Origin of the sequence: Sanguibacter antarcticus (assembly GCF_002564005.1) — a bacterium.
GTDB classification, from domain to species: domain Bacteria; phylum Actinomycetota; class Actinomycetes; order Actinomycetales; family Cellulomonadaceae; genus Sanguibacter; species Sanguibacter antarcticus.
The window spans coordinates 745,429-771,184 of sequence record NZ_PDJG01000001.1 but is presented as its reverse complement, the minus strand read 5'-3'; the positions used below and the strand labels follow the sequence as shown (position 1 = coordinate 771,184).

The 25,756-nt window shown below is 68.7% G+C and carries 24 protein-coding genes and 3 tRNA genes; 11 read left to right on the top strand and 16 right to left on the bottom strand.

Annotated elements, in window-relative coordinates:
* Positions 1–38 precede the first annotated feature (38 nt).
* The 6 genes from ATL42_RS03435 to ATL42_RS03410 form a co-directional block, all read right to left on the bottom strand.
* Positions 39–281 carry a thioredoxin family protein gene (locus tag ATL42_RS03435; protein ID WP_098454156.1) on the bottom strand — a complete coding sequence of 81 codons (243 nt, stop codon included), beginning with the start codon at positions 279–281 and terminating at the stop codon, positions 39–41.
* A 53-nt stretch (positions 282–334) separates the two neighbouring features.
* Positions 335–1,387 carry a permease gene (locus tag ATL42_RS03430; protein WP_245862069.1) on the bottom strand — a complete coding sequence of 351 codons (1,053 nt, stop codon included), beginning with the start codon at positions 1,385–1,387 and terminating at the stop codon, positions 335–337.
* Positions 1,384–1,692 carry an ArsR/SmtB family transcription factor gene (locus ATL42_RS03425; RefSeq protein WP_169925327.1) on the bottom strand — a complete coding sequence of 103 codons (309 nt, stop codon included), beginning with the start codon at positions 1,690–1,692 and terminating at the stop codon, positions 1,384–1,386. Before ATL42_RS03425 ends, ATL42_RS03430 begins: the two co-directional genes overlap by 4 nt.
* Before the next feature lie 163 nt (positions 1,693–1,855).
* Positions 1,856–1,929: transfer RNA gene (locus ATL42_RS03420), tRNA-Val, on the bottom strand.
* An 81-nt stretch (positions 1,930–2,010) separates the two neighbouring features.
* Entirely contained in the window at positions 2,011–2,472 is a 462-nt protein-coding gene (locus ATL42_RS03415) for a peroxiredoxin (RefSeq protein ID WP_098454153.1), read from the bottom strand.
* Between the two features lie 5 nt (positions 2,473–2,477).
* A complete protein-coding gene (locus ATL42_RS03410; protein WP_098454152.1) occupies positions 2,478–2,891 on the bottom strand; it encodes a DUF3052 domain-containing protein in 414 nt (137 codons plus the stop codon).
* A 446-nt stretch (positions 2,892–3,337) separates the two neighbouring features.
* Between ATL42_RS03410 and aceE the strand changes: the two genes are divergently transcribed.
* Positions 3,338–6,082, top strand: a complete 2,745-nt coding sequence (gene aceE, locus ATL42_RS03405; protein ID WP_098454151.1) for a pyruvate dehydrogenase (acetyl-transferring), homodimeric type — start codon at positions 3,338–3,340, stop codon at positions 6,080–6,082.
* Positions 6,083–6,173: 91 nt separating this feature from the next.
* On the opposite strand, the gene ATL42_RS03400 is transcribed toward aceE, so the two are convergent.
* Positions 6,174–6,860, bottom strand: coding sequence for a hypothetical protein (locus ATL42_RS03400; protein WP_098454150.1), 687 nt, complete (start codon positions 6,858–6,860; stop codon positions 6,174–6,176).
* Positions 6,861–6,985: 125 nt separating this feature from the next.
* On the opposite strand from ATL42_RS03400, the gene ATL42_RS03395 reads away from it, so the two are divergent.
* From ATL42_RS03395 to ATL42_RS03375, 5 genes are all read left to right on the top strand, one after another.
* Positions 6,986–8,179 (top strand): PucR family transcriptional regulator, encoded by a 1,194-nt coding sequence (locus tag ATL42_RS03395; RefSeq protein ID WP_098454149.1) that lies wholly within the window; start codon positions 6,986–6,988, stop codon positions 8,177–8,179.
* Between the two features lie 111 nt (positions 8,180–8,290).
* The gene (locus ATL42_RS03390; RefSeq protein WP_098454148.1) at positions 8,291–9,298 is read left to right on the top strand and encodes an ACP S-malonyltransferase; all 1,008 of its coding nucleotides are present in this window, start codon (positions 8,291–8,293) and stop codon (positions 9,296–9,298) included.
* A complete protein-coding gene (locus ATL42_RS03385) occupies positions 9,295–10,296 on the top strand; it encodes a beta-ketoacyl-ACP synthase III (protein ID WP_098454147.1) in 1,002 nt (333 codons plus the stop codon). Before ATL42_RS03390 ends, ATL42_RS03385 begins: the two co-directional genes overlap by 4 nt.
* A 61-nt stretch (positions 10,297–10,357) precedes the next feature.
* Positions 10,358–10,606: an acyl carrier protein gene (locus tag ATL42_RS03380; RefSeq protein WP_098454146.1), complete on the top strand. Its 249-nt coding sequence runs from the start codon at positions 10,358–10,360 to the stop codon at positions 10,604–10,606.
* 95 nt (positions 10,607–10,701) lie between these two features.
* The gene (locus ATL42_RS03375; protein ID WP_098454145.1) at positions 10,702–11,946 is read left to right on the top strand and encodes a beta-ketoacyl-[acyl-carrier-protein] synthase family protein; all 1,245 of its coding nucleotides are present in this window, start codon (positions 10,702–10,704) and stop codon (positions 11,944–11,946) included.
* A 133-nt stretch (positions 11,947–12,079) separates the two neighbouring features.
* Here ATL42_RS03375 and ATL42_RS03370 read toward each other — a convergent pair whose 3' ends face one another.
* The 3 genes from ATL42_RS03370 to ATL42_RS03360 all read right to left on the bottom strand — a co-directional run bounded on the left by ATL42_RS03370 (position 12,080) and on the right by ATL42_RS03360 (position 14,147).
* Positions 12,080–12,580 carry a DUF3145 domain-containing protein gene (locus ATL42_RS03370; protein ID WP_098454144.1) on the bottom strand — a complete coding sequence of 167 codons (501 nt, stop codon included), beginning with the start codon at positions 12,578–12,580 and terminating at the stop codon, positions 12,080–12,082.
* A gap of 180 nt (positions 12,581–12,760) precedes the next feature.
* Positions 12,761–13,249, bottom strand: coding sequence for a peptide deformylase (def, locus tag ATL42_RS03365; RefSeq protein WP_098454143.1), 489 nt, complete (start codon positions 13,247–13,249; stop codon positions 12,761–12,763).
* 70 nt (positions 13,250–13,319) lie between these two features.
* Positions 13,320–14,147: a DUF1206 domain-containing protein gene (locus ATL42_RS03360; RefSeq protein WP_245862067.1), complete on the bottom strand. Its 828-nt coding sequence runs from the start codon at positions 14,145–14,147 to the stop codon at positions 13,320–13,322.
* A 60-nt stretch (positions 14,148–14,207) separates the two neighbouring features.
* Here ATL42_RS03360 and ATL42_RS03355 point away from each other — a divergent pair.
* The 5 genes from ATL42_RS03355 (at position 14,208) to manD (ending at position 18,004) form a co-directional block, all read left to right on the top strand.
* Positions 14,208–14,281: transfer RNA gene (locus ATL42_RS03355), tRNA-Ile, on the top strand.
* 54 nt (positions 14,282–14,335) lie between these two features.
* Positions 14,336–14,857 (top strand): hypothetical protein, encoded by a 522-nt coding sequence (locus tag ATL42_RS03350; protein WP_098454142.1) that lies wholly within the window; start codon positions 14,336–14,338, stop codon positions 14,855–14,857.
* 19 nt (positions 14,858–14,876) lie between these two features.
* Positions 14,877–14,949: transfer RNA gene (locus tag ATL42_RS03345), tRNA-Asn, on the top strand.
* A 608-nt stretch (positions 14,950–15,557) separates the two neighbouring features.
* Positions 15,558–16,697 (top strand): Gfo/Idh/MocA family protein, encoded by a 1,140-nt coding sequence (locus tag ATL42_RS03340; protein ID WP_098454141.1) that lies wholly within the window; start codon positions 15,558–15,560, stop codon positions 16,695–16,697.
* Positions 16,698–16,777: 80 nt separating this feature from the next.
* Positions 16,778–18,004, top strand: coding sequence for a D-mannonate dehydratase ManD (manD, locus tag ATL42_RS03335; protein ID WP_098454140.1), 1,227 nt, complete (start codon positions 16,778–16,780; stop codon positions 18,002–18,004).
* A gap of 24 nt (positions 18,005–18,028) precedes the next feature.
* On the opposite strand, the gene dnaG is transcribed toward manD, so the two are convergent.
* From dnaG to ATL42_RS03305, 6 genes are all read right to left on the bottom strand, one after another.
* The gene (gene dnaG, locus ATL42_RS03330) at positions 18,029–20,014 is read right to left on the bottom strand and encodes a DNA primase (protein WP_098454139.1); all 1,986 of its coding nucleotides are present in this window, start codon (positions 20,012–20,014) and stop codon (positions 18,029–18,031) included.
* A gap of 9 nt (positions 20,015–20,023) precedes the next feature.
* On the bottom strand, positions 20,024–21,238 hold the full coding sequence (locus tag ATL42_RS03325) for a cation:proton antiporter (protein WP_098454138.1): 1,215 nt from the start codon (positions 21,236–21,238) through the stop codon (positions 20,024–20,026).
* Positions 21,235–21,522, bottom strand: coding sequence for a cation:proton antiporter regulatory subunit (locus ATL42_RS03320; RefSeq protein ID WP_098454137.1), 288 nt, complete (start codon positions 21,520–21,522; stop codon positions 21,235–21,237). The genes ATL42_RS03325 and ATL42_RS03320 overlap by 4 nt, the downstream gene beginning before the upstream one ends.
* A 67-nt stretch (positions 21,523–21,589) precedes the next feature.
* Entirely contained in the window at positions 21,590–22,888 is a 1,299-nt protein-coding gene (locus tag ATL42_RS03315; protein WP_098454136.1) for a deoxyguanosinetriphosphate triphosphohydrolase, read from the bottom strand.
* 43 nt (positions 22,889–22,931) lie between these two features.
* Positions 22,932–24,824: a glycoside hydrolase family 13 protein gene (locus tag ATL42_RS03310; RefSeq protein ID WP_098456291.1), complete on the bottom strand. Its 1,893-nt coding sequence runs from the start codon at positions 24,822–24,824 to the stop codon at positions 22,932–22,934.
* A 5-nt stretch (positions 24,825–24,829) separates the two neighbouring features.
* A complete protein-coding gene (locus ATL42_RS03305) occupies positions 24,830–25,756 on the bottom strand; it encodes a sugar ABC transporter permease (RefSeq protein ID WP_098454135.1) in 927 nt (308 codons plus the stop codon).

Here is a 25,756-nt window from a genome sequence, read left to right as displayed (position 1 = left end):
CCCAGTTGCCCGGTCCCCCGGGCGCCTGGGCGGTCAGTTCACGAGGACGCAGCCTCCAAGAGCTCGCGTACCTTCGCGACCGTGGGCACACGCCCAGACAGGACGACCGTCTCGTCGACGACGAGGCCCGGGGTCGACATGACGCCGTACCCCATGATCGCCGCGTAGTCGGTGACCTTCTCGATCTCAGCCTCCAGGCCGAGCTCCGCGACGGCCTCCCGCGTGACACGCTCCAGCGTGACGCAGTTGGCACAGCCGGGGCCGAGGATCTTGATGTTCATGGTGAGCGCTTCTTTCTCGAGGTGGTGCAGAAAGCTCCGGACAGGTGCGAGCCCTAGGGCAGGACAGCGTTGAAGAGGTAGCCGACCGCGATGATGCCGGAGCCGGTCACCGCGATGAACGTCGCGATGAGGCGCGGCTTGAGGACCCGGCGCAGCAGGATCATCTCGGGCACGCTCAGCGCGACGACCGCCATCATGAACGCGAGCAGCGTGCCCATCGGCAGGCCTTTGTCGTGCAACGCGTCCACCAGCGGCAAGATGCCCGCCGCGTTGGAGTACAACGGGATCCCGACGAGCACGGCGATCAGGACAGCGAACGGGTTGGACTCCCCCGCGTACCTGGTGAAGAAGTCTTCCGGTGCCCAGCCGTGGATGGCGGCACCCAGACCGATGCCTACGAGCAGGTAGGGCCAGATCTTCCGCAGGATCGAGCCGACCTCCTCGACCCCCATCTGGACCCGGTCGCCAGGATCGAGGCCGGCGGTGGAGTCGATGACCTGCCCGCCCAGGCGGGTCTCGAACACGAACGGCTCGACCCACCTCTCGAGCTTGAGCTTCCCGAGCGTGAATCCCGCGAGGACCGCGATGACCAGACCAGCCCCGACGTAGAGCAGAGTAGGACCGAGACCGAACAGTCCGAACAGCAGCGCGATCGCTACCTCGTTGACCAGGGGGCTCGCGATGAGGAAGCTCATGGTCACGCCGAGCGGGACACCTGCTGCCACGAACCCGATGAATGCGGGCACCGCGCTGCACGAGCAGAACGGGGTGATCACCCCGAGACCGGCGGCCAGCACGTTGCCGACGCCTTCCCGCTTGCCGCCGAGCAGCGCACGGGTGCGCTCCACGCTCATGAAGGACCGCAGCACCGTCACCACGAAGATCACGCCGACGAGCAGCAGCACGATCTTGACCGAGTCGTAGAAGAAGAAGTGCACACCCGAACCGAGCTGAGATGTCGGGGACAGCGTCAGCACGTCGTAGAGGATCCAGTCCCACAGCGGCAGGTTCACCTCGTAGAGGGCGAACCACACCACGACCACACCGGCTGATCCCACCCATCGCCGGGTCGGTGTGCTCGCGCGGTAGACCGCCGCGAGACTCACGACGACACCTCGACGCGTGCGCCCGGCAGGGCCGCACGCATCCGCTCCTGGGAGCCGTGCGCCAGCGCGTAGTCGACCCATCGGCCGCGCCTGCTGGACGTCACGAGCCCCGCGGTCCGCAGCATCTTGAGGTGATAGCTCAGGAGGTTCCCCGCGATCGGGATGTGCTCCTGCAGACTGCACACGCACCGCGGCCCGTCGGTGAGGAGCTCCAGGACCGCCCACCGCACCGGGTCGGCGACCGCCGCCAGAACCGTCACCGGATCGACCTCGAGCGCGGCTACAGGATCCGTTGCATCAACCATGCTTGAACCGTAGATCGCGGACGCAGGCGCAGGCATGGGACGTAGGTCCGGTCTCGCCGGGAGGTGCGGGGTGTGGGGTGTGGGGCCAGACTGTGGAGCCCGGCGCTGTCCACCGATCGGGCACGTATCAGCGCGCAGACTTCGTGCGGCGGTTCGACAGGGGTGGGCCCGGAGGGACTCGAACCCCCGACATCCACGGTGTAAGCGTGGCGCTCTAACCAACTGAGCTACAGGCCCCTGAACGGGCGGACACAGCCTACCGGGTAGCGACCACCTGTTCGACCGTCGCCACCCGGCGGCTCACGCCCCGCAGCACTCTCAGAGAAGCGCCAGCGCCTCGCGGTATCCAGCGAGGTCGCGGCTCTGGGAGCGCTCGTTGACGACGCTCCACCGCACGATCCCCTCAGCATCGAGGAGAAAGCTTCCGCGGATCGCGAGGCCACGCTCCGCGTCGAAGACGCCGTAGCGACGAGCGACGTCCCCGTGGGGCCAGAAGTCCGAGAGCAGCTCGAAGGTGAACCCTTCTTGCTCGGCCCAGGCCTTCTGAGCGAAGACCGCGTCGCACGAGAGCGCGAGGAGGCGGACGCCCGCAGTCTCGAGGTCGGCGATGTTGTCGCGCAGCTCGCACAGCTCGCCCGTACAGATCCCCGAGAACGCGAACGGGAAGAAGACGACAAGCACAGCCGTACCGCGCAGCGCCGAGAGCGTGACCGGCGTGCCGTGCGTGTCCGACAGGGTGAAGTCAGGTGCCAGGGCACCGACCAGAGGCCCGGAGACCACCAGGGCTACTTCCCGCGACCGCGGGTGCCGAGCTTGGTCGCCGCCCAGTCGGTCGCGACCGAGAACGTGCTCGTCGCGTGCAGACCCGCGGTCGTCCCGGCTTCCTGGATGTCACTGTGCGCCACGTGACCGTCGCGGCCCGGCTTGAGCGTGAAGATCCAGATGACACCACCGTCGTCGAGGACCGTCTGCACGTCCACGAGGGTGTCGGTGAGATCGCCGTCGTCCTCGCGCCACCAGACGATGACACCGTCGGTGACGTCGTCGTAGTCCTCGTCGACGAGCTCCGTCCCGGTGATCGTCTCGATCGCTGTGCGCAGGGCGTCGTCGACGTCCTCCGCCCAACCGAACTCCTGGACGACGAACCCTGAGGCGAAACCGAGACGGTCCGCGTCTTGAGGTTCAGTGGTCGCTACCACGGTGATGTTCTTCCCTTCATGGAACGTTCCGGTCGCGAGACCACGCCGGATGGATCAATGGTCGCAAACGTAGCCCACCCCGCGCCACGTCGCGCCCGGAATCCACGACGAAACGCCGAGGAGTCGCACTTTCGGCCGTCGTCGAGCACCCCGTCCACCCTCCCATGCACGCACCCACGACGTGCGCACCCGCCCGGGGCCCGGGGTCGCACGATGAAAAACAGGTCGCGAACCGCGGGATTCCGTGGATGTCACGAACGTCACGTCCAACCGGCGGTCCACTGGGTGGCTTTCCCGTCCTCCCTGCACAGAGAATGGGGAGAACGTCCGGACTTGACGAGTACTTTGCGAACGGCACATGGAGCCGTGCGAAGACCATCGACCGGACGAGGCGAGCGATGGGGCAGACCGCCCCGCAATGCTCCGGAGACGATGTGAGGTTGCAGGTGGCTACGCACGACGAGTCACGACCGTTGATCAACGGTCTGTTGAGCCAGGTCCCCGATATCGACCCCGCCGAGACGGGTGAGTGGGTCGATTCTCTCGACGGACTGATCGACGATCGCGGAGGCCCCCGGGCCCGGTACGTCCTCTTGAACCTGCTGAAGCGGGCGAGGGAACGCAACGTAGCGATCCCGACGTCGATCACGACGCCGTACGTCAACACGATCGGTGTCCACGAGGAGCCGTACTTCCCCGGCGACGAGATCATGGAACGCCGGTACCGCAGCTGGAACCGGTGGAACGCAGCAGTCATGGTCACCCGCGCCCAGCGCCCGGAGATCGGCGTCGGCGGGCACATCTCGTCCTACGCGTCCGTCGCGACGCTCTACGAGGTGGGCCTCAACCACTTCTTCCGCGGCAAGGACCACCCCGGTGGCGGCGACCAGATCTACTTCCAGGGCCACGCCTCCCCCGGCGTCTACTCCCGTGCCTTCCTCGAGGGACGGCTCACGGCCGAGCAGCTCGACGGCTTCCGCCAGGAGCACTCCCACGACGGTGGCGGGCTCCCGTCGTACCCGCACCCCCGCCAGATGCCTGACTTCTGGGAGTTCCCGACGGTGTCCATGGGCCTCGGTCCGGCGGGCGCCATCTACCAGGCGTGGACCAACCGGTACCTCCACAACCGTGGGATCAAGGACACCAGCCAGCAGAACGTCTGGGCGTTCCTCGGCGACGGCGAGATGGACGAGCCGGAGAGCCGTGGCATGCTCCAGCTCGCCGCGCAGCAGCAGCTCGACAACCTCACGTTCGTCGTCAACTGCAACCTGCAGCGTCTCGACGGACCTGTGCGTGGCAACGGCAAGATCGTCCAGGAGCTCGAGGCGTTCTTCCGCGGTGCCGGCTGGAACGTCATCAAGGTCATCTGGGGCCGCGAATGGGACACGCTGCTCAACGCCGACAAGGACCGTGCGCTCGTCAACCTCATGAACACCACGCCGGACGGTGACTTCCAGACGTACAAGGCCAACGACGGCGCCTTTGTCCGTGAGCACTTCTTCGGCCGAGACCCCCGGACGAAGCAGCTCGTCGAGAAGATGACGGACGACGAGATCTGGGCGCTCAAGCGCGGCGGCCACGACTACCGCAAGATCTACGCGGCCTACGCGTCCGCGACCGAGCACACCGGTCAGCCGACCGTCATCCTCGCGCACACCATCAAGGGCTACGGGCTGGGTTCTGGCTTCGCCGGGCGCAACTCGACCCACCAGATGAAGAAGCTCAAGGCAGACGACCTCAAGTCGCTGCGCGACACGCTGCACATCCCCATCACGGACGAAGAGCTCGAAGCCGATCCGTATGCACCGCCGTACTACCACCCGGGGATGGACGCACCGGAGATCCAGTACATGCTGGACCGCCGTCGCAGGCTCGGAGGGTTCGTCCCCGAACGCCGTGCGAACCCGGCGCCTGTCACGCTGCCGGGCGACAAGACGTACGAGATCCTCAAGAAGGGCTCCGGCCAGCAAGAGGTCGCCACGACGATGGCGTTCGTCCGGCTCCTCAAGGACCTCATCAAGGACAAGGAGTTCGGCAAGCGCGTCGTCCCGATCATCCCTGACGAGGCCCGCACCTTCGGGCTCGACGCGATCTTCCCGACCGCGAAGATCTTCAACACCCTGGGCCAGAACTACCTCGCCGTGGACCGCGAGCTCATGCTCTCCTACAAGGAGTCCGAGTCCGGCCAGATCATGCACACCGGCATCAACGAGGCCGGCTCCGCTGCAGCGTTCCAGGCGGTCGGCACGTCCTACGCGACGCAGGGCGAGGTGATGGTCCCGTTCTACATCTTCTACTCGATGTTCGGGTTCCAGCGCACCGGCGACCAGTTCTGGGCCGCCGGCGACCAGCTCACGCGCGGCTTCATCATCGGCGCGACCGCCGGCCGCACCACGCTCACCGGTGAGGGCCTCCAGCACGCTGACGGCCACTCTCCGATCCTCGCGGCCACCAACACGGCGATCGTCCAGTACGACGCCGCCTACGGCTACGAGATCCGGCACATCGTGCGCGACGGCATCCAGCGGATGTACGGCGAGAACGAGTCACGGGACCAGAACGTCATGTACTACCTCACGGTGTACAACGAGCCGATGACGCAGCCTGCCGAGCCGGAAGACGTCGACATCGACGGCATCCTACGAGGCATCCACAAGGTCGCCACCGCCGAGGGCGAGGGCCCGCGTGCCCAGATCCTCGCGTCCGGTGTCGGCGTGCCGTGGGCGCTCGAGGCGAAGGAGCTCCTCGCGAAGGACTGGGGCGTCCAGGCCGACGTCTGGTCCGTCACGAGCTGGAACGAGCTGCGTCGCGACGGTCTGCAGGTCGAGCAGCACAACTTCCTCCACCCGGAAGAGCCCGCTCGCGAGGCCTACCTCACGACCAAGCTCGCCGGGGCACAGGGGCCGTTCGTCGCGACGAGCGACTTCGACCACCTCGTCCCGGACCAGATCCGTCAGTGGGTCCCGGGCGACTACGCCGTGCTCGGTGCCGACGGCTTCGGCTTCTCGGACACCCGCGCGGCAGCCCGCCGCTACTTCAAGATCGACGGGCCTTCTGTCGCCACACGGGTGCTCCAGCAGCTCGCCCGCCGCGGCGAGGTCGCCGCGGACGCACCAGCCCGCGCCATCGAGAAGTATCGCCTCCACGACGTGAAGGCCGGCACGTCCGGCAACGCGGGCGGCGACAGCTGACCACCGTGTGAGCGTGCACGACGAAGGCCCGGTCCCTGAAGCGTCAGGGACCGGGCCTTCGTCGTGCACGCGAACGTCGGCCCGCCGCCTGCTACGTCCCCGAGATGTGCTGCTCGGCCTGAGCGATCTCGGTCTCGAGCTCTGCGTGGATCGGCGCGACGGCCTTGGTGTCCGGGTGGAGCGCCAGCGACTCGAGATGGTGACGTGCGTCGAAGATGCGGTCGGCATCGAGCGCCGCCCGCACGACCTGCCGGCCCACCTCAGGAGTGTGGTCGCGCACCCGCCAGTGGCCGACGCCGAGGCCGAGCGCCTCGACCGGCAGCCCCGCGTCGCGCAGGACCGCGATCGCCTCAGCGAGGGCCGCTCCGGACGGGTCACGGTCTGCGGCGGTGGCCAGGCGGCGGATCGCAGCGTCCTGGTCGTCGGCGAGCGACAGCCTGGCAAGCTCGATGAGCGGGTACCAGGCGCGCGGGTTGCCTGCGAGCTCTTCACCGAGCGCCCAGACTGCGAGGTCCGCGGCGCGGCGCCGTTCGATCTCGTCGGTGGGCGCGGAGAGCGGATCGTCCACCTGGGTGCCTTCGGCGGCCCGACGCCGGACCACCTCCGAGAGAGCCTGAAAAGCCCTGATGTTGTTGGGATCATCGACGAGCATCGCGCGCAAGGCATCTTCGTGGAGGGTGTCTCCACGTCGTTCACCTGTGGTGGGTCTGCGCGCGCCGATGGTCGAGGCCGAGGTCGTTCGGCGCATGAGCTGACGGAGTCTGGGCATGAGTGCCATATCTTGACGATAGCTGTTCAGACGCACTCACACCGCGTATGCACCCAGATTGTGCGTTGCGTCACCACTGCAGATCAGGGGTCAACTTTGTGCGTTCCCCACAAGTCCCGACGTATGCTCGGGGGATGCCACAGGCCGTGACGAGCTCTTCAGCAGCGGGCGCGACCCCTCCCGGGTCACCCGCGAACCTTCAGCGGGTCCGCGACGGGAGCGGCCTCCTCACAGCGGCAGCCCTACGACGGCTCGACGAAGACCTTCCCTGGTACCGGGCGCTCCCTGCGGACGACCGCTCGTGGGTCGGGCTCGTCGCACAGTCGGGCATCACGGCCTTCGTCACCTGGTATGCCGACCCGAGCGCCACCCCGCACGGCGTCGGAGAGATCTTCGCCGCCGCCCCGCCGGACCTCACCCGTTCTATCTCGTTGCAGCACACGCTCCAGCTCGTGAGGATCGTCGTGGAGGTCGTCGAGACCCACAGCGACCAGCTTGCAGTCCCGGGCGGGGAGCGAGACCTGCGCGAGGCCGTCCTGCGGTACTCCCGCGAGGTCGCCTTCTCAGCAGCGGAGGTCTACGCGAGGGCAGCCGAGGTCCGGGGTGCGTGGGACGCCCGGCTCGAGGCGCTCGTCGTCGACGCGATCCAGCGCGACGACCAGGACGGCTCGTTGCGCTCGCGCGTCTCGGCGCTGGGCTGGAGCGGACGCGGGTCGGTGCTCGTCATGGTCGGCACGACGCCCGAGCCGCTCGACGAGGTCCGGGCAGCCGAGCTCCGCCGCATCACGCGACGCGCTGTCGCCGACGCCCTCGTCGGCATCCAGGGTGATCGCATCGTCCTCGTCCTCGGCGGCGAGAGCGACCTGCAGGCGGCCGCGACATCGCTCCTTCCCCGCTTCGGCCCGGGCCCGGTGATCATCGGCCCCACCATGCAGAGCCTCGACGACGCCTCGCGGTCGGCCGCCGCTGCACTGGCGGGGCTGCGTGCCGTCACCGCCTGGCCCCAAGCACCCCGACCGGTCCTGGCGGACGACCTCCTGCCCGAGCGCGTGCTCATCGGGGACGCCGACGCCCGGCGCGTGCTCACGGTCCAGGCGTATGAACCGCTCGCTGCCGCCACCGGCCCTGTCCTCGAGACCTTGTCCGCGTACCTGGGCTCCGGTCGCTCGCTCGAGGCCGCCGCACGTGACCTGTATGTCCACCCCAACACGGTCCGGTACCGCCTGCGCAAGGTCGCAGAGCTCACGGGGTGGGACCCCCTCGACGCTCGCGAGTCCTTCGTGCTCCAGGTAGCGCTCGCGGTCGGACGGTTAGGATCGATCCGATGACCGGACGAGCGCTCGCTCCTCGCGCTTTGTAGGTAGTGAACAACTACAGTGGAAACTCTTCGTGTGCGTCGTGACGCACCTATCCCCTACTGAATCGGGCAAAGTTAGACCGTGCTTGCAGTCGTCTGCCCTGGACAGGGCTCCCAGTCCCCCGGAATGCTCGCCCCGTGGCTCGAGATCCCCGGCGTCGCCGATGATCTCGACCGCCTGGCCCGAGCCGCCGAGATCGATCTCGTCGCGCACGGCACGACGTCCGACGCCGACACGATCCGTGACACGGCCGTCGCCCAGCCCCTCATCGTCTCCGCCTCGCTCGTCGCGCTCCGTGCGATCCTCGACGGCCGCCGCGCCGCCGACGTCGTCGACGTCACTGCAGGCCACTCGGTCGGAGAGTTCGCTGCCGCAGCCGTGGCCGGCGTCTTCGACGACGCCGGGGCGGTCGGCCTCGTCGCGGCACGCGCACGCTTCATGGCCGACGCAGCGGGCCTGGAGACCACCGGGATGAGCGCAGTCGTCGGAGGGACCCCGCACGAGGTCCTGGCGGCGATCGACGCCGCCGGGCTGTTCCCCGCGAACGTCAACAGCGCCGGCCAGGTCGTCGCTGCTGGCTCCCCCGAGGGCCTCGCACGGCTGGCCGCCGATCCTCCGGCCAAGGCACGGGTCATCCCGCTCCAGGTTGCCGGCGCCTTCCACACCCCGTTCATGCAGCCCGCGCTCGACGCGTTCGCGCCCGTCGCTCGCGACTGGCCCGCACAGGACCCGCAGACGACCTTCCTGTCCAACGCGGACGGGGCGTCCTACGCGTCGATCGACACCCAGGACGCGGGAGGCGAGCACGGCTCGTCGACCGACGTGCTCCGCCGGCTGACAGACCAGATCGTCGCACCGGTCCGCTGGGACCTGTGCCAGGACATGCTCCTGACCCTCGGTGTGACCGCTGTCCTCGAGCTGGCGCCAGGCGGTGTGCTCACCGGCCTCGCCCGGCGTGCGCTCCCGGGCGTCGAGACGCTCGCCGTGAAGTCGCCGCAGGACATCGACGCGGCCCGTGACCTCGTAGCACGACACAGCACACCCACCACTGCCGAATCACCCGACCTGCTGGAAGAAGACCTCACGTGACCGTTCAGCTGAGACAGTCCACCGGACCGCAGTTCTCCCGCATCCTCGGCATCGGTGCCGAGCGGGGGACCAACGTCGTGACCAACGACGACATCGCCGGTCCGATCGACTCGTCCGACGAGTGGATCCGGCAACGCACCGGCATCATCACCCGCCGGCGTGCAGACCCGGAGACGACCGTCATCGACCTGTCCGAGGCCGCCGCGAACAAGGCGCTCGCCGCAGCAGGCCTGACCGGCAGCGACATCGACGTGGTCATGCTCTCGACCGTCACGTACTTCCACCAGACCCCCTCGGCTGCAGCGATCCTCGCAGACCGCCTCGGCACGACGGCCGCGGCCTACGACATGTCGGCAGCGTGCGCCGGCTACTCGTACGGCATCGGCCAGGCGGACGCGCTCGTGCGCTCAGGAGCAGCCCGCTACGTCCTCGTCATCGGTGCAGAGAAGATGAGCGAGTTCATCGACCCGACCGACCGGTCGATCTCGTTCCTCCTCGGAGACGGCGCGGGCGCGGCGGTCGTCGGCCCGTCCGACGTCCCCGGCATCGGACCCACCATCTGGGGCTCGGACGGCTCACGCGCACAGACGATCCGCCAGACCCACGGCTGGAGCGAGCTCCGGGACCACCCCGAGCTCGGATGGCCGACCTTGCGTCAGGAAGGTCAGCCGGTCTTCAAGTGGGCGAGCTTCCAGCTGCCGAAGATCGCCCAGGAGGCGCTCGATGCCGCCGGCGTGACCGCCGACGACCTCCAGGTGTTCATCCCGCACCAGGCGAACATGCGGATCATCGACCAGTTCGCGAAGCAGCTCAAGCTGCCCGACTCCGTCGTCATCGCCCGCGACATCGCCGACACGGGCAACACGTCGGCAGCCTCGATCCCCCTCGCAGCAGAGCGCCTCATGCGCGAAGGAACCGCCAAGTCGGGTGACCTCGCCCTGCAGATCGGTTTCGGTGCCGGCCTCGTCTATGCGGCCCAAGTGGTCGTTCTGCCGTAAGTTTCCCCAGTACGCCTCACGACGCCGCGCACGCGGCCGACCTCACCAAGGAGCAGCACACATGGCACACACCGCAGAAGACGTCCTCGCCGGCCTCGCCGAGATCGTCGCCGAGGAGACCGGGCTCCCGGCCGACTCCGTGACCTCCGAGAAGTCCTTCACGGACGACCTCGACATCGACTCCCTGTCGATGATGACGATCGTCACCCACGCCGAGGACAAGTTCTCCGTCACCATCCCCGACGACGAGGTCAAGAACCTCGCGACCGTCGGCGACGCCGTCACCTTCATCACCGGCGCCCAGGCCTGACCTGCGCCTCCCCCCGACTCGTCTGGCGCCCGGCGAACGCACCTGCAGCCGGGCGCCAGACAGTCACCTCGCCACCACCTCACCCAGGAGCTCACATGACCAACGTTCGCGACGTCGTCGTCACCGGCCTCGGTGCCACCACGCCGCTCGGCGGCGACGTGACCTCCACCTGGACCGCCGCGCTCGCCGGTGAGTCTGGTGCACGCACCCTCGACAACGACTGGGCCGAGACCTACGGCATGCCCGTGAACTTCGCGGCGACCATCAAGGTCAAGCCCGAGGAGGTCCTTCCACGGACCGAGATCAAGCGCATGGACCCCTCGACCCAGTACGCCATCATCGCCGCACGCGAGGCGTGGGCCGACGCAGGCGCACCCGAGGTCGACGGTGACCGGCTGGGCACCGTGGTCTCCTCCGGCATCGGTGGGATCTGGACCACGCTCGACGCGTGGGACACCCTCCGCGAGAAGGGCGCACGTCGCGTCCTGCCCATGACCGTCCCCATGCTCATGCCCAACTCCCCCACGGCCTACGTCTCGCTCGAGCTCGGTGCCCGAGCAGGGGCGCACGCGCTCGTGTCCGCGTGCGCTTCCGGCTCTGAGGCGATCGCCTACGGAGTCGAGATGATCCGCAGCGGCCGCGCTGACGTCGTCGTCGCGGGAGGCACCGAGGCGACCATCCACCCGATGCCGATCTCGGCCTTCGCCGCATCGCGGACGCTCTCGCTCCGCAACGACGACCCGGCAGGCGCATCACGCCCCTACGACCTCGCTCGCGACGGTTTCGTCATCGGAGAGGGCGCCGGCGTCGTCGTCCTCGAGTCGGCGGAGCACGCGGCTACGCGCGGGGCACGCGTGTACGCCACGATCGGCGGCATCGGGCTCTCCGCTGACGGATACCACATCACCTCCCCTGAGCCGACCGGCGACGGACAGGTCCGTGCCATGCAGTCAGCTCTCGACGACGCTGGCGTGACTGCCAGCGACGTGGTGCACATCAACGCCCATGCGACGTCCACGGTCGTCGGCGACCTCATCGAGGCACGGTCGGTGAGCCAGGTCCTCGGGTCGAGCGCCGACGGTGTCGCGCTGTCTGCGACGAAATCGATGACAGGCCACCTTCTCGGCGGTGCAGGTGCGCTGGAGACCATCTTCACCGTCCTCGCGCTGCACGAGCGGACAGCCCCACCCACGATCAACGTCACGGACCCGGACCCGGAGCTCGGTCTCGACCTCGTGCGCGACGCGCCCCGCCCGCTGCGCTCGGGTCCGGTTGCTGCGATCAACAACTCGTTCGGTTTTGGCGGACACAACGTGGCGCTCGTCGTCACGAGCGAGTAGCGCACCCGACGCAGCGCAGGTACGACTGAAGGCTGCACCCCGGCGGGGTGCAGCCTTCAGTCGTACATGGAGGGCGCCAGGTGCGACGGGGCCGCGGTGCCCGATCGACCCGGTGCCCGCACCGACGCGGTACTCAGCCGACGCGGTGGAGCCACCGGACGGGTGCGCCGGCGCCCGCGTAGCGGAAGGGCTCGAGCTCGTCGTCCCACGCCTGTCCCAGCGCGAGGTGGAGCTCGTCACGCATCCGGCGGGGGTCGGCAGCAAACTCCAGCGCTGCTCGGACGCGGTCCTCAGGGATGACGACATTGCCGTGGACGTCTGTGGCTGCGTGGAAGATCCCGAGCTCAGGCGTGTGGCTCCACCGCGAACCGTCGGTCCCGGTGCTGGCCTCCTCGGTCACCTCGTACCGCAGGTGCGTCCAGCCGCGCAACGATGACGCAAGACGCGAACCGGTTCCGGCAGGACCCGACCAGGAGTACTCAGCCCGGAAGAGTCCGGGCGCAGCAGGCTGCTCCGTCCACTGGAGCGAGACAGGCTCGCCAAGGACGTTGCCCGCTGCCCACTCCATGTGTGGGCAGAGCGCGCGTGGAGATGAGTGCACGAAAAGTACGCCGCGGGTGATTGCACCAGCCATGTTGTCCCTCCCAGGTTGAGATGCGTCTTCCCCAACGACCTCAGAACCCAGGTGAACTACTCTGTCGATACAGTTCAGAGACGCACGGATGCTTCTCTGAACGGCAGACCGGCGACGAACCGATACTGCTGGAGCACATCATGCCTTACATCACTGGTCTTGACCAACGTGGGCGTCGACCTAGAGCGACTCGCGCAGCTCGCGCATCGCCTTCTTGCGCACCGACTTCTCGAGCCGGTCGAGGTAGAGGAAGCCGTCGAGGTGGTCGACCTCGTGCTGGAGGCACCGCGCCATGAGCTCGGTCCCCTCGACCACGATCTTGTTGCCGTCGAGATCCATGCCCTCGACACGGGCGTACCACGCACGCTTGGTGGCATACCAGAGGCCGGGAACCGACAGGCACCCCTCGTCCCCGTCCTGGTACTCGTCCTCGGAGAGCTCGACGATGCGCGGGTTGAGCACGTAGCCGATCTCGTCGTCGATGTTCCAGGAGAACGCCCGGAGGCTCACACCGATCTGGTTGGCCGCGAGACCTGCACGACCGTCGTTGTCGACGGTCTCGATGAGATCAGCAACCAGGCCTCTGACCCGGTCATCTACGACGACGATCTGGTCGCACGGGGTGCGAAGAACAGGGTCGGGGATGACGCGGATCTCTCTGATAGCCATGGGCACATTCTTTCATGCCAGCACCCGGCGCAGAGCACAGATCGGCATCGTCGTCGATCACACCCCGGTGTCACATCCTCGCGTAGCGGGACCGTGCGAAGGAGTACACCCCGTAGGCGACGAAGCCCACACCGACCAGGACGAGGAGAACCTTGCCGTACGGGAGGTCGGCCAGAGACTTCAGCGCGACGTCGAGCCCTGACGCCTTCTCCGGGTCTGCCTGGACCGCACCGACCACGAAGAGCCCACCGACGACCACCAGCGCCACGCCCTTGGCGACGTACCCGGCGACACCCGTGACGTCGACACCTCGCCCCAGCTGACCCCCCGGACCACCCGCGAGGTCTTCCCTGAACTTCTTCGTCACGCCCTTGTACACGTGATACCCACCGACCACGACGATCGCCAGACCTGCGGCGGCCACAGCGACCTTGCCCAGCCCGCTGCTCATGAGCCACCGGGTGACCTTCTCGCCGCCTCCCCCGCTGCTCTCGCCCGTCACGACGCCGAACGCCAGGCCAGCGAGCACGAGGTAGACGACCGCCTTCGCAGCAGCCTTCGCCCGCGCAGCCTTCTGCTTGGTCGAGTCGTCACCGCGCGGGCTCCCACCGACGATCGCCTCGGTGATCTGCCACACGACGAGAGCTACGAGCGCAACGACAGCGAACCACAGGAACGCCGGCCCCCAGGCCGTCTCCTTGATCTCGGCGAGCGCTCCGCTCTGGTCTGCCGAGGTCCCGCTGCTGGAGCTCCCGGGGATCGCGATCCGGACGGCGACCCATCCGATAATCATGTGGAGCACACCGCTGACGGCGTACCCACCACGAGCGACGAGCTGGAGCCATCGTGAGTCGGAGAGGTCGTTGGCAGCGCTGCGCGCGGATGTCTGAAAAGTCACGGAACAGATCTTCGCACCGCACGCCCCCGTCCGCCCGGCGACAGATATGATCGGCTCCGCGCCCCGTTAGCTCAGTTGGTCAGAGCACCCGACTCATAATCGGCTGGTCGTGGGTTCAAGCCCCACACGGGGCACCGATCCAGACCGCGACGAGCGGCCGGCCGTCTCGTCGACGTTACGGTAGGCACATGGCCCTGTTCTCCCGAGACGAAGCGCTCCCCGCCGAGCTCCGCGCCGTCCTGGCACCTCTCCTGAGCCGAGGCGACACCCGGATCGCTCAAGCATCGCTCGTCGACGGCTCGTGGGTCGTCGCGACGAGGCTCGGCATCGCGTTCCTCGCCGACGCCCCGACGCTGCGGCCGTGGAGCGACGTGGACCGTGGTCGCTGGGAGCCCGACACGTCGACGCTCGTCGTCCAGTGGGTCGACGGTTCGACTCAGGTCACGCTGGGCATGGCACGGCCGACCCGGACAGCCTTCTTGCGGGTCTTTCGCGAGCGCGTCCAGTCGTCGGTGGTCATGGCGGAGACCGTGCACCTCCCGGAAGGGTCGAGCGCACGTGTCGCCGTCCGCCGTTCCGCGACGGACGGTCTCTTCCTGCAGGTGGTCGCAGACCCGGGTGCGGACCTCCGTTCCGCGTCAGCGACGGCCCTGGTCAAGGCCGCGGCGTCGCGACTGTCAGCGGCGTCAGGAGCACCCTCGGAAGGCTGATAGAGTTTTCTCCGGTCGATCCCGCGTAGCTCAATTGGCAGAGCATCCGACTGTTAATCGGACGGTTACTGGTTCGAGTCCAGTCGCGGGAGCCCGCAAAAAGAACCCCTGACCTGCAGAGATGCAGTTCAGGGGTTCTTTCGTTCCCCGCCGGGCGGCGTCCGCACGCCGAGCGACCAGCACCCGCTCGCACGAGCGGACACCCCGTGCCACGTCCCGACACCCGAGGGCCAGCCTCACGACGGAGCCCGGAACCTCGACGAGTCTTCGGTGTCCGGCGACATCGCTGCGCCTTCGCTCGTGCCAGCAGGGAGGCTCGTGCCCCTCGCCCGTCGGGGTGTATCGATCAACTCGCGACGGGCCACATTCCTTGTCACGACTTCTTGACGATTAGCCGCAAAAAACCCCGGTCGGGGACCTCTCCGGACGAGACCTCGGTCACTTTCACTGTATCGTTGCACTCATTTCCTCGTGGCAGGTACAGTCGCGCCGGGTCCGAGCAAAGGAGCGTGCACCCCATGGGAGCGACCACGATCCAGCGCGTCGCTGCGGACGGTGCTGCGTCGACGCAGAGCCGGTCAGCCGTGCACGTCGGACACTGCCCGATCGGTGTCGTCGCCCGAGAGATCAGTGCCGCGCCCGCTGCCCTCGCGGCGCCCCGAGCCCGCGGTATACGAGTCGTCCACAGGAGGAGTCACAGATGAGTGGCAGGTTGAAGGTCCTGATCAGCGGGACCGGATTTGCGGGCCAAGGCCATGCCGACGCGTTTCGAGGTGCTGGAGCCGAGGTCGTCGGGATCGTCGGCCGGACCCCGAGCGTCGTCGAAGACGTTGCACGCACGATGGGCATCCCCTACGCGGGAACGAGCTGGCAGGAAGCCCTCGACGTCTGCCAGCCCGACATCGTCTCGATCGCGACGCCGGGCGGCGCCCACCACGAGCACATCAAGCTGGCGATCGAGCACGGGTGCCACGTCTTCTGCGACAAGCCGATGACGACCTCCGGCGAGACGGCGGTCGAGCTCTACGAGCTCGCGCAGGAGAAGAACGTCAAGACCGCCTACGCCGCGAGCTTCCGCTACACAGCGAGCGTCCTGCACGCAAGGCGGCTCGTCGCACAGGGGGCGATCGGTGAGCCCGTCGAGGTCGAGTGCATCTCCCACTTCAACCTCCAGCGCGAGATCCCCTTCGGCTGGTCGCACCGCAAGGACGACGGCGGCGGACGCCTCAACAACAACTTCCCCCACACCCTCTCGATCGTGACCTCCGTCGTCGGCGACACGATCCTGTCGGTCATGGGCGACGTCCGCGACGATCTCGGCAAGGCCCCCATCGTCGAAGGTGTCCACAACTTCGCGACGCGACGCGACTTCATCCCCGAGGACCTCGACGACCCCTCGCTCCAGTGGGGCGAGAGCGACGTCGAGTGGTCCTACACGGTGCTGGCGAAGCTCCAGAGCCCCTTCGCCGCCCGACCGGTGTCCGTGCTGTTCAAGCACGGCGGGCTCGTGCCGCGGTTCCACGAGGACCACATCGTGTTCTACGGCACCGAGGGGGCCATCTACCTCAAGGGCCACTACGGCACCGGCCAGCTGTCCTTCTGGGGACCGGACGAGACGTGGGAGGACCTGCCACTCCCCGAGGACATCGCAGCATCCGTCCCAGACGTCACCGGGGACACCGAGCAGTGCTGGCACTACCTGGCCCGCGAGCTCGTCAAGGACATCCAGGGCGAGACCGTCGAGCCCTACCCGACGTTCCGAGAAGGCAGCCAGTACCAGCAGATCATCGACGTGATCCGCTCGGACGCCCACTGGACGGACGTCTCCGACCTGAGCTGAACCACCCCGAGCGGCGCGCCGAGGAGGTCCTTGCTCCTCGGCGTGCGGCGCTGTCCGCCCGTCGAATGGAGACCCTACCCATGAAGATCACCGACGCCCAGGTATTCGTCGGCGGCCCCGGCAAGAACTACGTCACCTTGAAGGTCATGACCGACCAGGGCATCTACGGGCTCGGCGACGCCACCCTCAACAACCATGAGACGCTCCCGGCCGCCTATCTGCGCGACTACCTGGTCCCGAACCTCGTCGGGATGGACCCGCGCAACAGCGAGGACATCTGGCAGCTCTTCTACCGTGGCGCGTACTTCCGGCGCGGTCCGGTCGCCATGGCCGCGTACGGTGCGATCGACATGGCCCTGTGGGACATCAAGGGCAAGCTCGCCGGGATGCCCCTGTACCAGCTCTTCGGTGGCAAGAGCCGGGATGGGGCGATGGTCTACGCCCATGCAGCCGGCTCCGACCTGGACGCCCTGATGGACTCCGTCGCCTCGTACGTGGAGCAAGGATTCAAGGCCGTCCGCGTGCAGTGCGGCATCCCGGGCATGCCGTCAGCGGGCTATGCCGTCCCGAAGGACGACGTCGGGACGACGCCGTACATCACCGACTTCAGCGGCATCCGGCCCTCGGTCGAGGGATGGGACACCGGCCGCTACATGCGGTACATGCCCGGGGCTCTTGCCGAGATCCGGGCGCGCTTCGGTCCCGACCTGAAGATCCTGCACGACGTGCACCACCGGCTCCTGCCTCGAGAGGCAGCCGAGCTCGCCAAGGCGGTCGAGCCCGTGGGGCTCTTCTGGCTCGAGGACCCGACACCGGCAGAGGACCAGGACGCGCTGAAGCTCCTGCGCCAGCACTCCACCGTGCCGATCGCGATCGGCGAGGTCTTCAACTCGATCTGGGACTGCAACAAGCTCATCGAGAACGAGCTGATCGACTTCATCCGGGTCGCCGTCACGTATGCAGGCGGCATCACCCACGTCAAGCGGATCGTCGACCTCGCGGCGATGCACCACGTGCGTACCGGGTTCCACGGGGCCCCCAGCCACTCGCCGCTGTCCATGGCTGCCCAGGCGCACCTCAACGCGTGGGCGCCGAACTTCGGGATCCAGGAGTACCTGGTGCTCGGGACCCCCGCCTGCGACGCGCTCTTCCCGTCCGAGCACCGGATGGAGAACGGGATGATGTACGTCAGCGACGCTCCCGGCCTCGGTGTCGACTTCGACGAGACCGAGGCGGAGCGGTACACCTACTCTCCAGGCAGCCACCCGATCGTCCGCCTGGAAGACGGGACCGTCTGGAACTACTAGCCGAACGGGACCGCTGCGCGGCCGTCAGGAGTCACGGTCGCGCAGCACGCGCCGTTCGTGCTCCAGGGTCATGAGGTCGGCGAACGCCTGCTGGTAGGCGTCAGGCTCCGCGGTCGGGTCGATGCGCTGGAGCTTGCTCTTCGCATTACCGATCTTCCGGGTCAGCCCGAGCTCGAGAAAAGCACCCACGACGCCGCGCACGTAGTCCTCGATGGCCCCCGGGCGGTCCTCGGGCATCGGGGCCACCGAGAGCTCGTTGACGAGCTGGACGACAGGCCCCGCGGCTTCCTCGCTCACGAGGCCCACCCACTCCGACGCGCCACGCTGCCCAGCCGTCTGGAGCCCTCCTGCTGCACGGATCGCCTCGTGGACGGCACGCCATGCCGGCACGGTGAACGCGTCCCCGGGCAGCTCGTCGAGCTGCTGCGCGGGCACGAGGTGCGGGTGCTGGAGGATCGCCTCGAGCGTCTGGCGCTCGAGACGAGCGATGGGGTCGTCCTGGCTGGGTCGTGAAGGAGCACCGCCGCCGCCTCCCGCGCCAGGGACCTGGCCACGATCGGGGGCTCCAGAGCGGTCCGCCCTCGTCGTGCGGTCGCCTGCGCTGCGCTGCGGCGCACCTCCGCTGCTGCTGCCTGTGGCGCCGCCCGACGCCCGGCCCGCGTCGTGCACCGCGCGGCGGACGGACTCGCCGTCCATGCCGAGCCAGCCGGCGAGCATCCGTGCGTACTCCGGGCGCAGCGCGGTGTCGCGGATCCCCGCGACGACGGGCGCAGCGGCGCGCAGCGCCGAGACCCTCCCCTCGGCAGTCTCGAGGTCGTAGGTGGCGAGGGTCGTGCGGATGACGAACTCGAAGAGCGGCTGGCGGCCGTCGACGAGCGCCTGGACCGCTTGGGGGCCACGCGCCTGGCGCAGCTCGCACGGGTCCATCCCGCTGGGCTCCACGGCGACGAACGTCTGCGCGTAGAACTTCTGGTCTTCGCCGAACGCACGCATCGCGGCCTTCTGGCCCGCGGCGTCACCGTCGAACGTGAAGATGATCTCGCCGCCCGACGACCCGCCGCCGGCGAGCTTGACTCCCCCGCCTGCGCTCGTGTCGCCGAGGAGGCGCCGGACGAAGCGGACGTGGTCGGTGCCGAAGGCCGTGCCGCACGTGGCGACCGCCGTCGTGACGCCTGAGAGGTGGGCAGCCATGACGTCGGTGTACCCCTCGACGACGACGATCTGCTTGTTCTTCGCGATGTCGCGCTTGGCGAGGTCGATCCCGTAGAGGACCTGCGACTTCTTGTACAGGGCTGTCTCGGGGGTGTTGAGGTACTTCGGCCCTTGGTCGTCCTCGTGAAGCTTGCGGGCGCCGAACCCGATCGTCTCCCCTGTGACGTCGCGGATGGGCCACATGAGCCTGCCGCGGAAGCGGTCGTAGAGGCCTCTGCTGCCCTGGCTCATGAGCCCGGTCGCGGTGAGCTCCGGCTCGGTGAAGCCCCGGCCGCGCAGGTGACGCAGGAGATGGTCCCAGCCGTTGGGCGCGTAGCCGACACCGAAGTGCTCGGCGTCCCCACGGTCGAAGCTCCGCTCGGCGAGGAACGTCCGCCCGATCGCTCCCTCGGGGGTGAGCAGCTGCTCCATGAAATAGGCGCCGGCGATACGGTGCGCCTCGAGAAGCTTCTGGCGGGTGCCGGGTTCTTCGGTCCGGCGCGGGCCGGTGCCCTCCTCGTAGCGCAGCTGGATACCGACCCGGCCCGCGAGGTACTCGACCGCTTCAGAGAACCCGAGGCCGTCGATCTTCTGGACGAACGAGATGACGTCGCCGCCCTCGTTGCACCCGAAGCAGTGCCAGCGTCCGACCTGAGGCCGGACGTGGAACGAGGGAGAGCGCTCGTCGTGGAAGGGGCAGAGCCCCTTCATCGAGCCCACACCGGCGGGGCGCAGGGTGACCTGATCGCCCACGATCTCCTCGATGTGCGCCTTCTCACGGACTGCGTCCACGTCTTCGCGCTTGATGAGGCCTGCCACGCGTCGAGTCTAGGTGCCCTGGGGCACCTCGGTCGTCGCTCCGCTCTCGGCGACCGCTCGGCGGTCGGCTGCGCGGCGCGCGAGGCGGTGCGCGAGCGGGTCGACGAGACGCGGGACGAGCGGACCGACGACCGCCATGATGAGGACGTACGCCGCCACCGTCGGTGCGAAGGCTGGCTCGACCGACGCCCCGACCAGGCCGGCGATGATGATCGAGAACTCTCCGCGCGGGACGAGCGCCGCACCTGCACGAAGCCGCCCGGCCGGTCCGATCCCCGCCCTCCGCCCGGCGATCCAGCCGGTGAGGAGCTTGGTCCCGATGCCCACGAGCGCAAGGAGACCAGCCGGGACGAGGACGGCCGGCAGCTCGGTCGGGTCGGTGGACAGCCCGAAGAAGACGAAGAAGACCGCAGCAAAGAGATCGCGCAACGGACCGACGAGCCCACGGACGTGCTCGGCCACCTCGCCCGAGAGCGCGATGCCGAGGAGGAACGCACCGACTGCCGCGGAGACGTGCACGGCCTCCGCCCCGCCTGCAACGAGGAGCGCGAGCCCGACGACCAGCAAGAGGAGGACCTCGTTCGAGCGGGAGACCACGAGGCGCGAGATGACGTGCCCCTTGCGGAGCGCAAGGACGAGGACCACGGCGAGCGTCCCGAGCGCGATGAGCACCGACCGCACCGCGGTCGCACCGCTCGACGCAGCGACGAGCGCGGTGAGCACCGGAAGGTAGACCGCCATGGAGAGGTCCTCGAGGACGAGGATGCTCAGGACGCTCGGGGTCTCCCTGTTGCCGAGCCGGCCGAGGTCGGAGAGGACCTTCGAGATGATCCCCGACGAGCTGATCGCGGTGACGCCGAACATCGCCAGCACAGCGACCGGGCTCCAGCCCATGAGCAGGGCGAACCCGACCCCCGGCAGACCGTTGAGCAGCAGGTCGACGACGCCGACAGGTGCTTGCTGGCGCAGGTTCGCCACGAGGTCGTCGGCCGAGTACTCGAGACCGAGCATGAGCAGCAGGAGGACGACACCGACCTCAGAGCCGGTCGTGAAGAACTCTTCGGGCGCCTGCAGAGGGATGAGTCCGCCCGCACCGAACGCGAGACCGGCCAAGAGGTAGAGCGGGATGGGCGACAGCCCGAACCGGCCAGCGAACCGTCCCATCACCCCGAGAGCAAAGAGCACTGCCCCGAGCTCGACGAGAAGGCTGGCTGTGTGGCTCACACCTGTCCGGTGCCTGAGCTCTCGCCCGGCACGACGTTCTCGCTCTCGTCAGCCTGCTGCAAGCGCTCGACGATCCGCGGTGCACCGAGCAGCTCTGCCAGGGTCTGGCTCTCCTCGGGCGACAGGACGATCGTCGCCTGGCACGAGTCCGGGTCGCGGGGGTCGTAGAGGAAGACGTGCCGTGCACCGTCGCGCTGGGAGATGACGCCCACGCGTCGGCCCTTCTGGGTCGCGAAGTCGTATCGGGCGCCGATCCCCGGCAGCCGTGTCTCCTCGATCTTCATCGTGCACCCTTCGCGCTCGCTCGACCGCGGACCGGCCGTGCTGACCCGTCTCACTCTACGCGCGGTGTCAGGTGAGGTAGAGGGGCCCCGGACGGACGAGCCGGGCGTGCCACTGGCCTGCTGAGACGTCGGTGAGCGACGCGACCTGGTCGATGACCACGCGCAAGCGGGCGGCGTCGTCCGGCGCCTGCGCCCAGTCGACCGCGAAGGACGGCTCGAGGGCTGTCGGCGCCCGGTCGGCGAGCACGTCGACGAGGTCCGCGATGAGCTCGCGCTGGGAGATGTAGAGCGGCTCGACCTCGCGCGGCGCCATGATGTAGGCGACCGCCAGGCCCTTGAGCACGAGGATCTCAGCGAGCGTGTGGTCCGGCACGATGAGCGTCGCTGCATACCGCGTGAGCGGGCCGTCGCCGTACTCGGCGCGGGTCGCCTTCTGCGACTCTTTGGCGAAACGTCCGATGAGCCTGCTCGTCGTGTCCTTGAGCGTCGCCAGCGCACGCCGAGAGCCGTCGAAGCCCTGGACGAGCAGCCCGGCAGCATCGAGCCGGTCGATAGCAGCGCGCAGGGCCTCGGGCGAGACGAGGTCTCCGTACCAGGTCTGGACGGCGTCGACGACGCGTGCCCGCTCGTCGTCGGCGGCGAGGATCGCGAGGTCGAACCGTCCGCCGACGATCCCGTCCTCGACGTCGTGGACCGAGTAAGAGATGTCGTCGGCGAGGTCCATCACCTGCGCCTCGAGGCACTTCATCCCGTCGGGGGCGCCCCGGCGGAGCCACTCGAAGACGGGCATGTCGTCCGCGTAGACGCCGAACTTGTGCGTGGGGCGCCCGTCGAGCCGCAGCGGTCCGTGGCCGAACGTCCACGGGTACTTCACGGACGCGTCGAGGCTCGCGCGCGTGAGGTTGAGACCCGCGGTCGACCCGTCGTCTGAGAAGACCTTGCCCTCGAGACGGGTGAGGAGGCGCAGCGTCTGCGCGTTGCCCTCGAACCCGCCGATCGTCGCGGCCAGGTCCGCGAGCGCACGCTCGCCGTTGTGACCGAACGGTGGGTGGCCGAGGTCGTGGGCCAGGCACGCGGTGTCGACGACGTCCGGGTCGCACCCGAGGGCCTTGCCGATCTCTCGTCCGACCTGGGCGACCTCGAGCGTGTGGGTGAGGCGGGTGCGGATGAAGTCGTCCGACGCGGGGCCCATGACCTGGGTCTTGGCACCGAGGCGCCGCAGGGCGGACGAGTGGACGATCCGGGCTCGGTCCCGCTCGAACGGGGTGCGCGCCTTGCTCTTGGGCGGCTCGTCGACCCAGCGTGCACGGTCGGCGTCGCTGTAGCCCGAGGTGGTGGGAGGGTGGTGATGGTCTGCGGTGGGCACAGGCCAACCCTAACGACACGCTGGGGTCCGGGGCGCGAGCACGTCAGCGGTGAGCAGCGTCCGCCGTGCGGGCGCTGCTGCTGTCGGTCGCCAGGGCGGTGTCGCGCACGCGCCAGACGTGCACCCCCGGTCCGGTTCCGGGCAGGAGCCAGCCGGCGTCGGAACGTTCCAGGGGCGCGCTGCCGTAGAGCGTGCGCGGCACGGTCCCGTCCGGGACGAGCTCTGCCGGGAGCCGGGCTCCTGCCCAGGGCGCCCGGGCGAGGAGCACGAGGACGCTCTCGTCAGGCGTCTCGCGCAGGTAGGCGACGGCGTCGTCCTCGACGACCACCCAGCGCAGGCCGCCGACGCACAGAGCGTCGCTGGCGCTGCGGAGCGCCGTCAGCGCGCGGAACACGTCGAAGGTCGCCTGATCCCAGCGCTCTGGGTCGTCCCAGGGCATCGTCACGCGAGCGTGCTCGCCGTTGGTGCCGCGGGCACCGATCTCGTCTCCGGCGAAGAGGACCGGTGTACCCGGGTACGTGAAGAGCAGCCCTGCCGCGACCTCGACCATCGCCAGGCTCCCGACGAGCGTCCGCAGCCTGGGGGTGTCGTGGGAGCCGAGCATGTTCCACTGGGTCGCCATGACCTTCCACGGGACGACGGCGTCGAAGTCGCGCATGGCGGCGACCATCTCGCGGCCTGAGCGACGTGGCAGGGCTGTCGGCAGGCCGACGGCGGGGACCGCGCTGTCTGGGTCGACGACCCAGGACCACACCGGGCGGGTGAAGGCGGCGTAGTTCATGGACGCGTGCCAGCCGTCACCGGTCATGTCGGGCCCGGAGTCGTGGAAGTGCTCCGCGACGAGGACGGCGTCAGGGTTGATCTCGGCCATCGTCGCGCGCACCGTCCGGGCGATCTCGTGCGTGAGGTCCTGGTCCGCATACCGTCCGGTCATGTTCGCGACGTCGACCCGCCAGCCGTCGAGAGCGAAAGGCGGGGCGAGCCACCGACCGATGACGGACGCGGGCCCGGAGATCATCCGTCGGACGAGCGCGGGTGCGGAGTAGTCGAGCTTGGGCAGCGAGGAGTGCTCGAGCCAGCCGACGTAGCCAGGCTCGTCGTGGGTCCAGTAGTAGAAGGCGCGCTCCTCGCTCGACCGGTCCGCGCGGGCGGCGGTGAACCAGTCGTGGCCGACACCGGTGTGGTTCGTCGTGATGTCTCCGAGGACGCGCATGCCTCGCTCGTGGACGGCGCGGGAGAGGTCGGCGAGCGCTGCGTCTCCGCCGAGCAGCGGGTCGACAGCGTCGAAGCTCGTCGCGTCGTACCGGTGGTTGGACCGTGCGGGGAAGACCGGGGTGAGGTAGACGGTCCCGACGCCGAGCTCGACGAGGTGGTCGAGGTGGGCGTGCACGCCGGGCAGGTCTCCGCCGTAGAGCTGGGTGCTCACGCCGTGGCCAGAGGCGAGGGGCTCGTCAGACCAGTCGGCCGCCTGTGCCCAGTCGGGGAGCACCTTGTCCGTGATCCCTCGGGCGAAGCGGTCGGGGAAGATCTGATAGACGAGAGAGCGGGACATCCAGGCAGGAGCCGGCTCGAAGACCGTGAGGCGGAAGTCGGCCGCGTCCGAGACCTCGCGGTCGAAGAGTCCACGACCGTTGAGCCAGCGATAGCCGCCAGGAACGTCGATGAGGAACCGGTAGCTCGTCACCGGGTTGTGGACGAGGACCTGGGCCTCGTACCAGCGGTCCTGAGCGGTCGTGGCGACCAGTCGTGCCGCAGACAGCCGGGGCTCCGCGTCGCGGACGACCCGCAGGTGGACCCCGTGCTCGTCGAGGCCGACCGGGACCCGGACGCGCACCGTGACGCTCTCCCCCAGGTGCGGCGTCGGGGTGCTCACGTAGAGGGCCGAGCCGTCGTGGTGCGGGGCTCCGAGCAGGTGACCCACTCGGGGCGCGACCACCGCCGTCACTTGACCGAGCCGGCTGTCAGACCGGACACGATGTACTTCTGCAGGAAGAGGAACAGCGCGACGACGGGGATCGCACTGATGACTGCCCCCGCTGCGAAGATCCCCCAGTTGGCAGAGAGCTGGTCGGAGACCCACTGGTAGAGGCCGACGGCGAGCGTCCAGTGGCTCTCGGACTGGAGGATGAGCTTGGCGAGCAGGAAGTCCGAGAAGGACGCGATGAAGCTCAGCAGGCCGACGACGGCGAGGATCGGGGCGACGAGGCGAAGGACGATCACCCAGAAGACCTGCGCGTGGCTGGCGCCGTCGATGCGTGCGGCCTCGTCGAGCTCCTTGGGGATCGTGTTGAAGAACCCGTACATGAGGAAGGTGTTCACGCCGAGCGCGCCGCCGAGATAGACCATCACGAGAGCGAGCCTGGAGTTGAGCCCGAGGATCGGGACGACGTTGCCGAGCGTGAGCAGGAGCAGGAACACCGCGACGAAGGCGAGGAGCTGCGGGAACATCTGGATGACGAGGAGGCTCGTGAGGCCGAGACGACGTCCCGAGAAGCGGAACCGGGAGAACGCGTACGCCGCGGCCGCCCCCATGATGACCGTGCCGATCGCGGTCGCGGTGCCGATGACGAGAGTGTTGACCGCCCACGTCCAGAACTTCGTGTCGCCGAGCGCCCGGAAGTTCTCGACGGTGACGGACGAGAACAGCTGGTTGGAGCCGGTGAGCGTCCCGCTCGTCGAAAGTGCTGCAGAGATGATGTAGACGATCGGGAACGCCGCGTAGACGATCGCGACGACCGCCACGACATAGCGCCAGCCGAGCTCTCGCCACCAACGCGTGCCGGTCGGCAGGACGTGCTCGTCCGTGCGGGTGTTGCGGGTCTTGCGTCCGGACCGGACGGTGGCGGAGGAGCGTGCGATGGTCGCCAT

Excerpts from the sequence above, each read along its gene's own strand:
- ATL42_RS03435 (WP_098454156.1), bottom strand. The coding sequence starts at position 281 with ATGAACATCAAGATCCTCGGCCCCGGCTGTGCCAACTGCGTCACGCTG.
- ATL42_RS03425 (WP_169925327.1), bottom strand. The coding sequence starts at position 1,692 with ATGGTTGATGCAACGGATCCTGTAGCCGCGCTCGAGGTCGATCCGGTG.
- ATL42_RS03400 (WP_098454150.1), bottom strand. The coding sequence starts at position 6,860 with ATGGCACTCATGCCCAGACTCCGTCAGCTCATGCGCCGAACGACCTCG.
- ATL42_RS03395 (WP_098454149.1), top strand. The coding sequence starts at position 6,986 with ATGCCACAGGCCGTGACGAGCTCTTCAGCAGCGGGCGCGACCCCTCCC.
- ATL42_RS03380 (WP_098454146.1), top strand. The coding sequence starts at position 10,358 with ATGGCACACACCGCAGAAGACGTCCTCGCCGGCCTCGCCGAGATCGTC.
- ATL42_RS03375 (WP_098454145.1), top strand. The coding sequence starts at position 10,702 with ATGACCAACGTTCGCGACGTCGTCGTCACCGGCCTCGGTGCCACCACG.
- ATL42_RS03370 (WP_098454144.1), bottom strand. The coding sequence starts at position 12,580 with ATGGCTGGTGCAATCACCCGCGGCGTACTTTTCGTGCACTCATCTCCA.
- def (WP_098454143.1), bottom strand. The coding sequence starts at position 13,249 with ATGGCTATCAGAGAGATCCGCGTCATCCCCGACCCTGTTCTTCGCACC.
- ATL42_RS03350 (WP_098454142.1), top strand. The coding sequence starts at position 14,336 with ATGGCCCTGTTCTCCCGAGACGAAGCGCTCCCCGCCGAGCTCCGCGCC.
- ATL42_RS03340 (WP_098454141.1), top strand. The coding sequence starts at position 15,558 with ATGAGTGGCAGGTTGAAGGTCCTGATCAGCGGGACCGGATTTGCGGGC.
- manD (WP_098454140.1), top strand. The coding sequence starts at position 16,778 with ATGAAGATCACCGACGCCCAGGTATTCGTCGGCGGCCCCGGCAAGAAC.
- ATL42_RS03320 (WP_098454137.1), bottom strand. The coding sequence starts at position 21,522 with ATGAAGATCGAGGAGACACGGCTGCCGGGGATCGGCGCCCGATACGAC.
- ATL42_RS03305 (WP_098454135.1), bottom strand. The coding sequence starts at position 25,756 with ATGGCGACCATCGCACGCTCCTCCGCCACCGTCCGGTCCGGACGCAAG.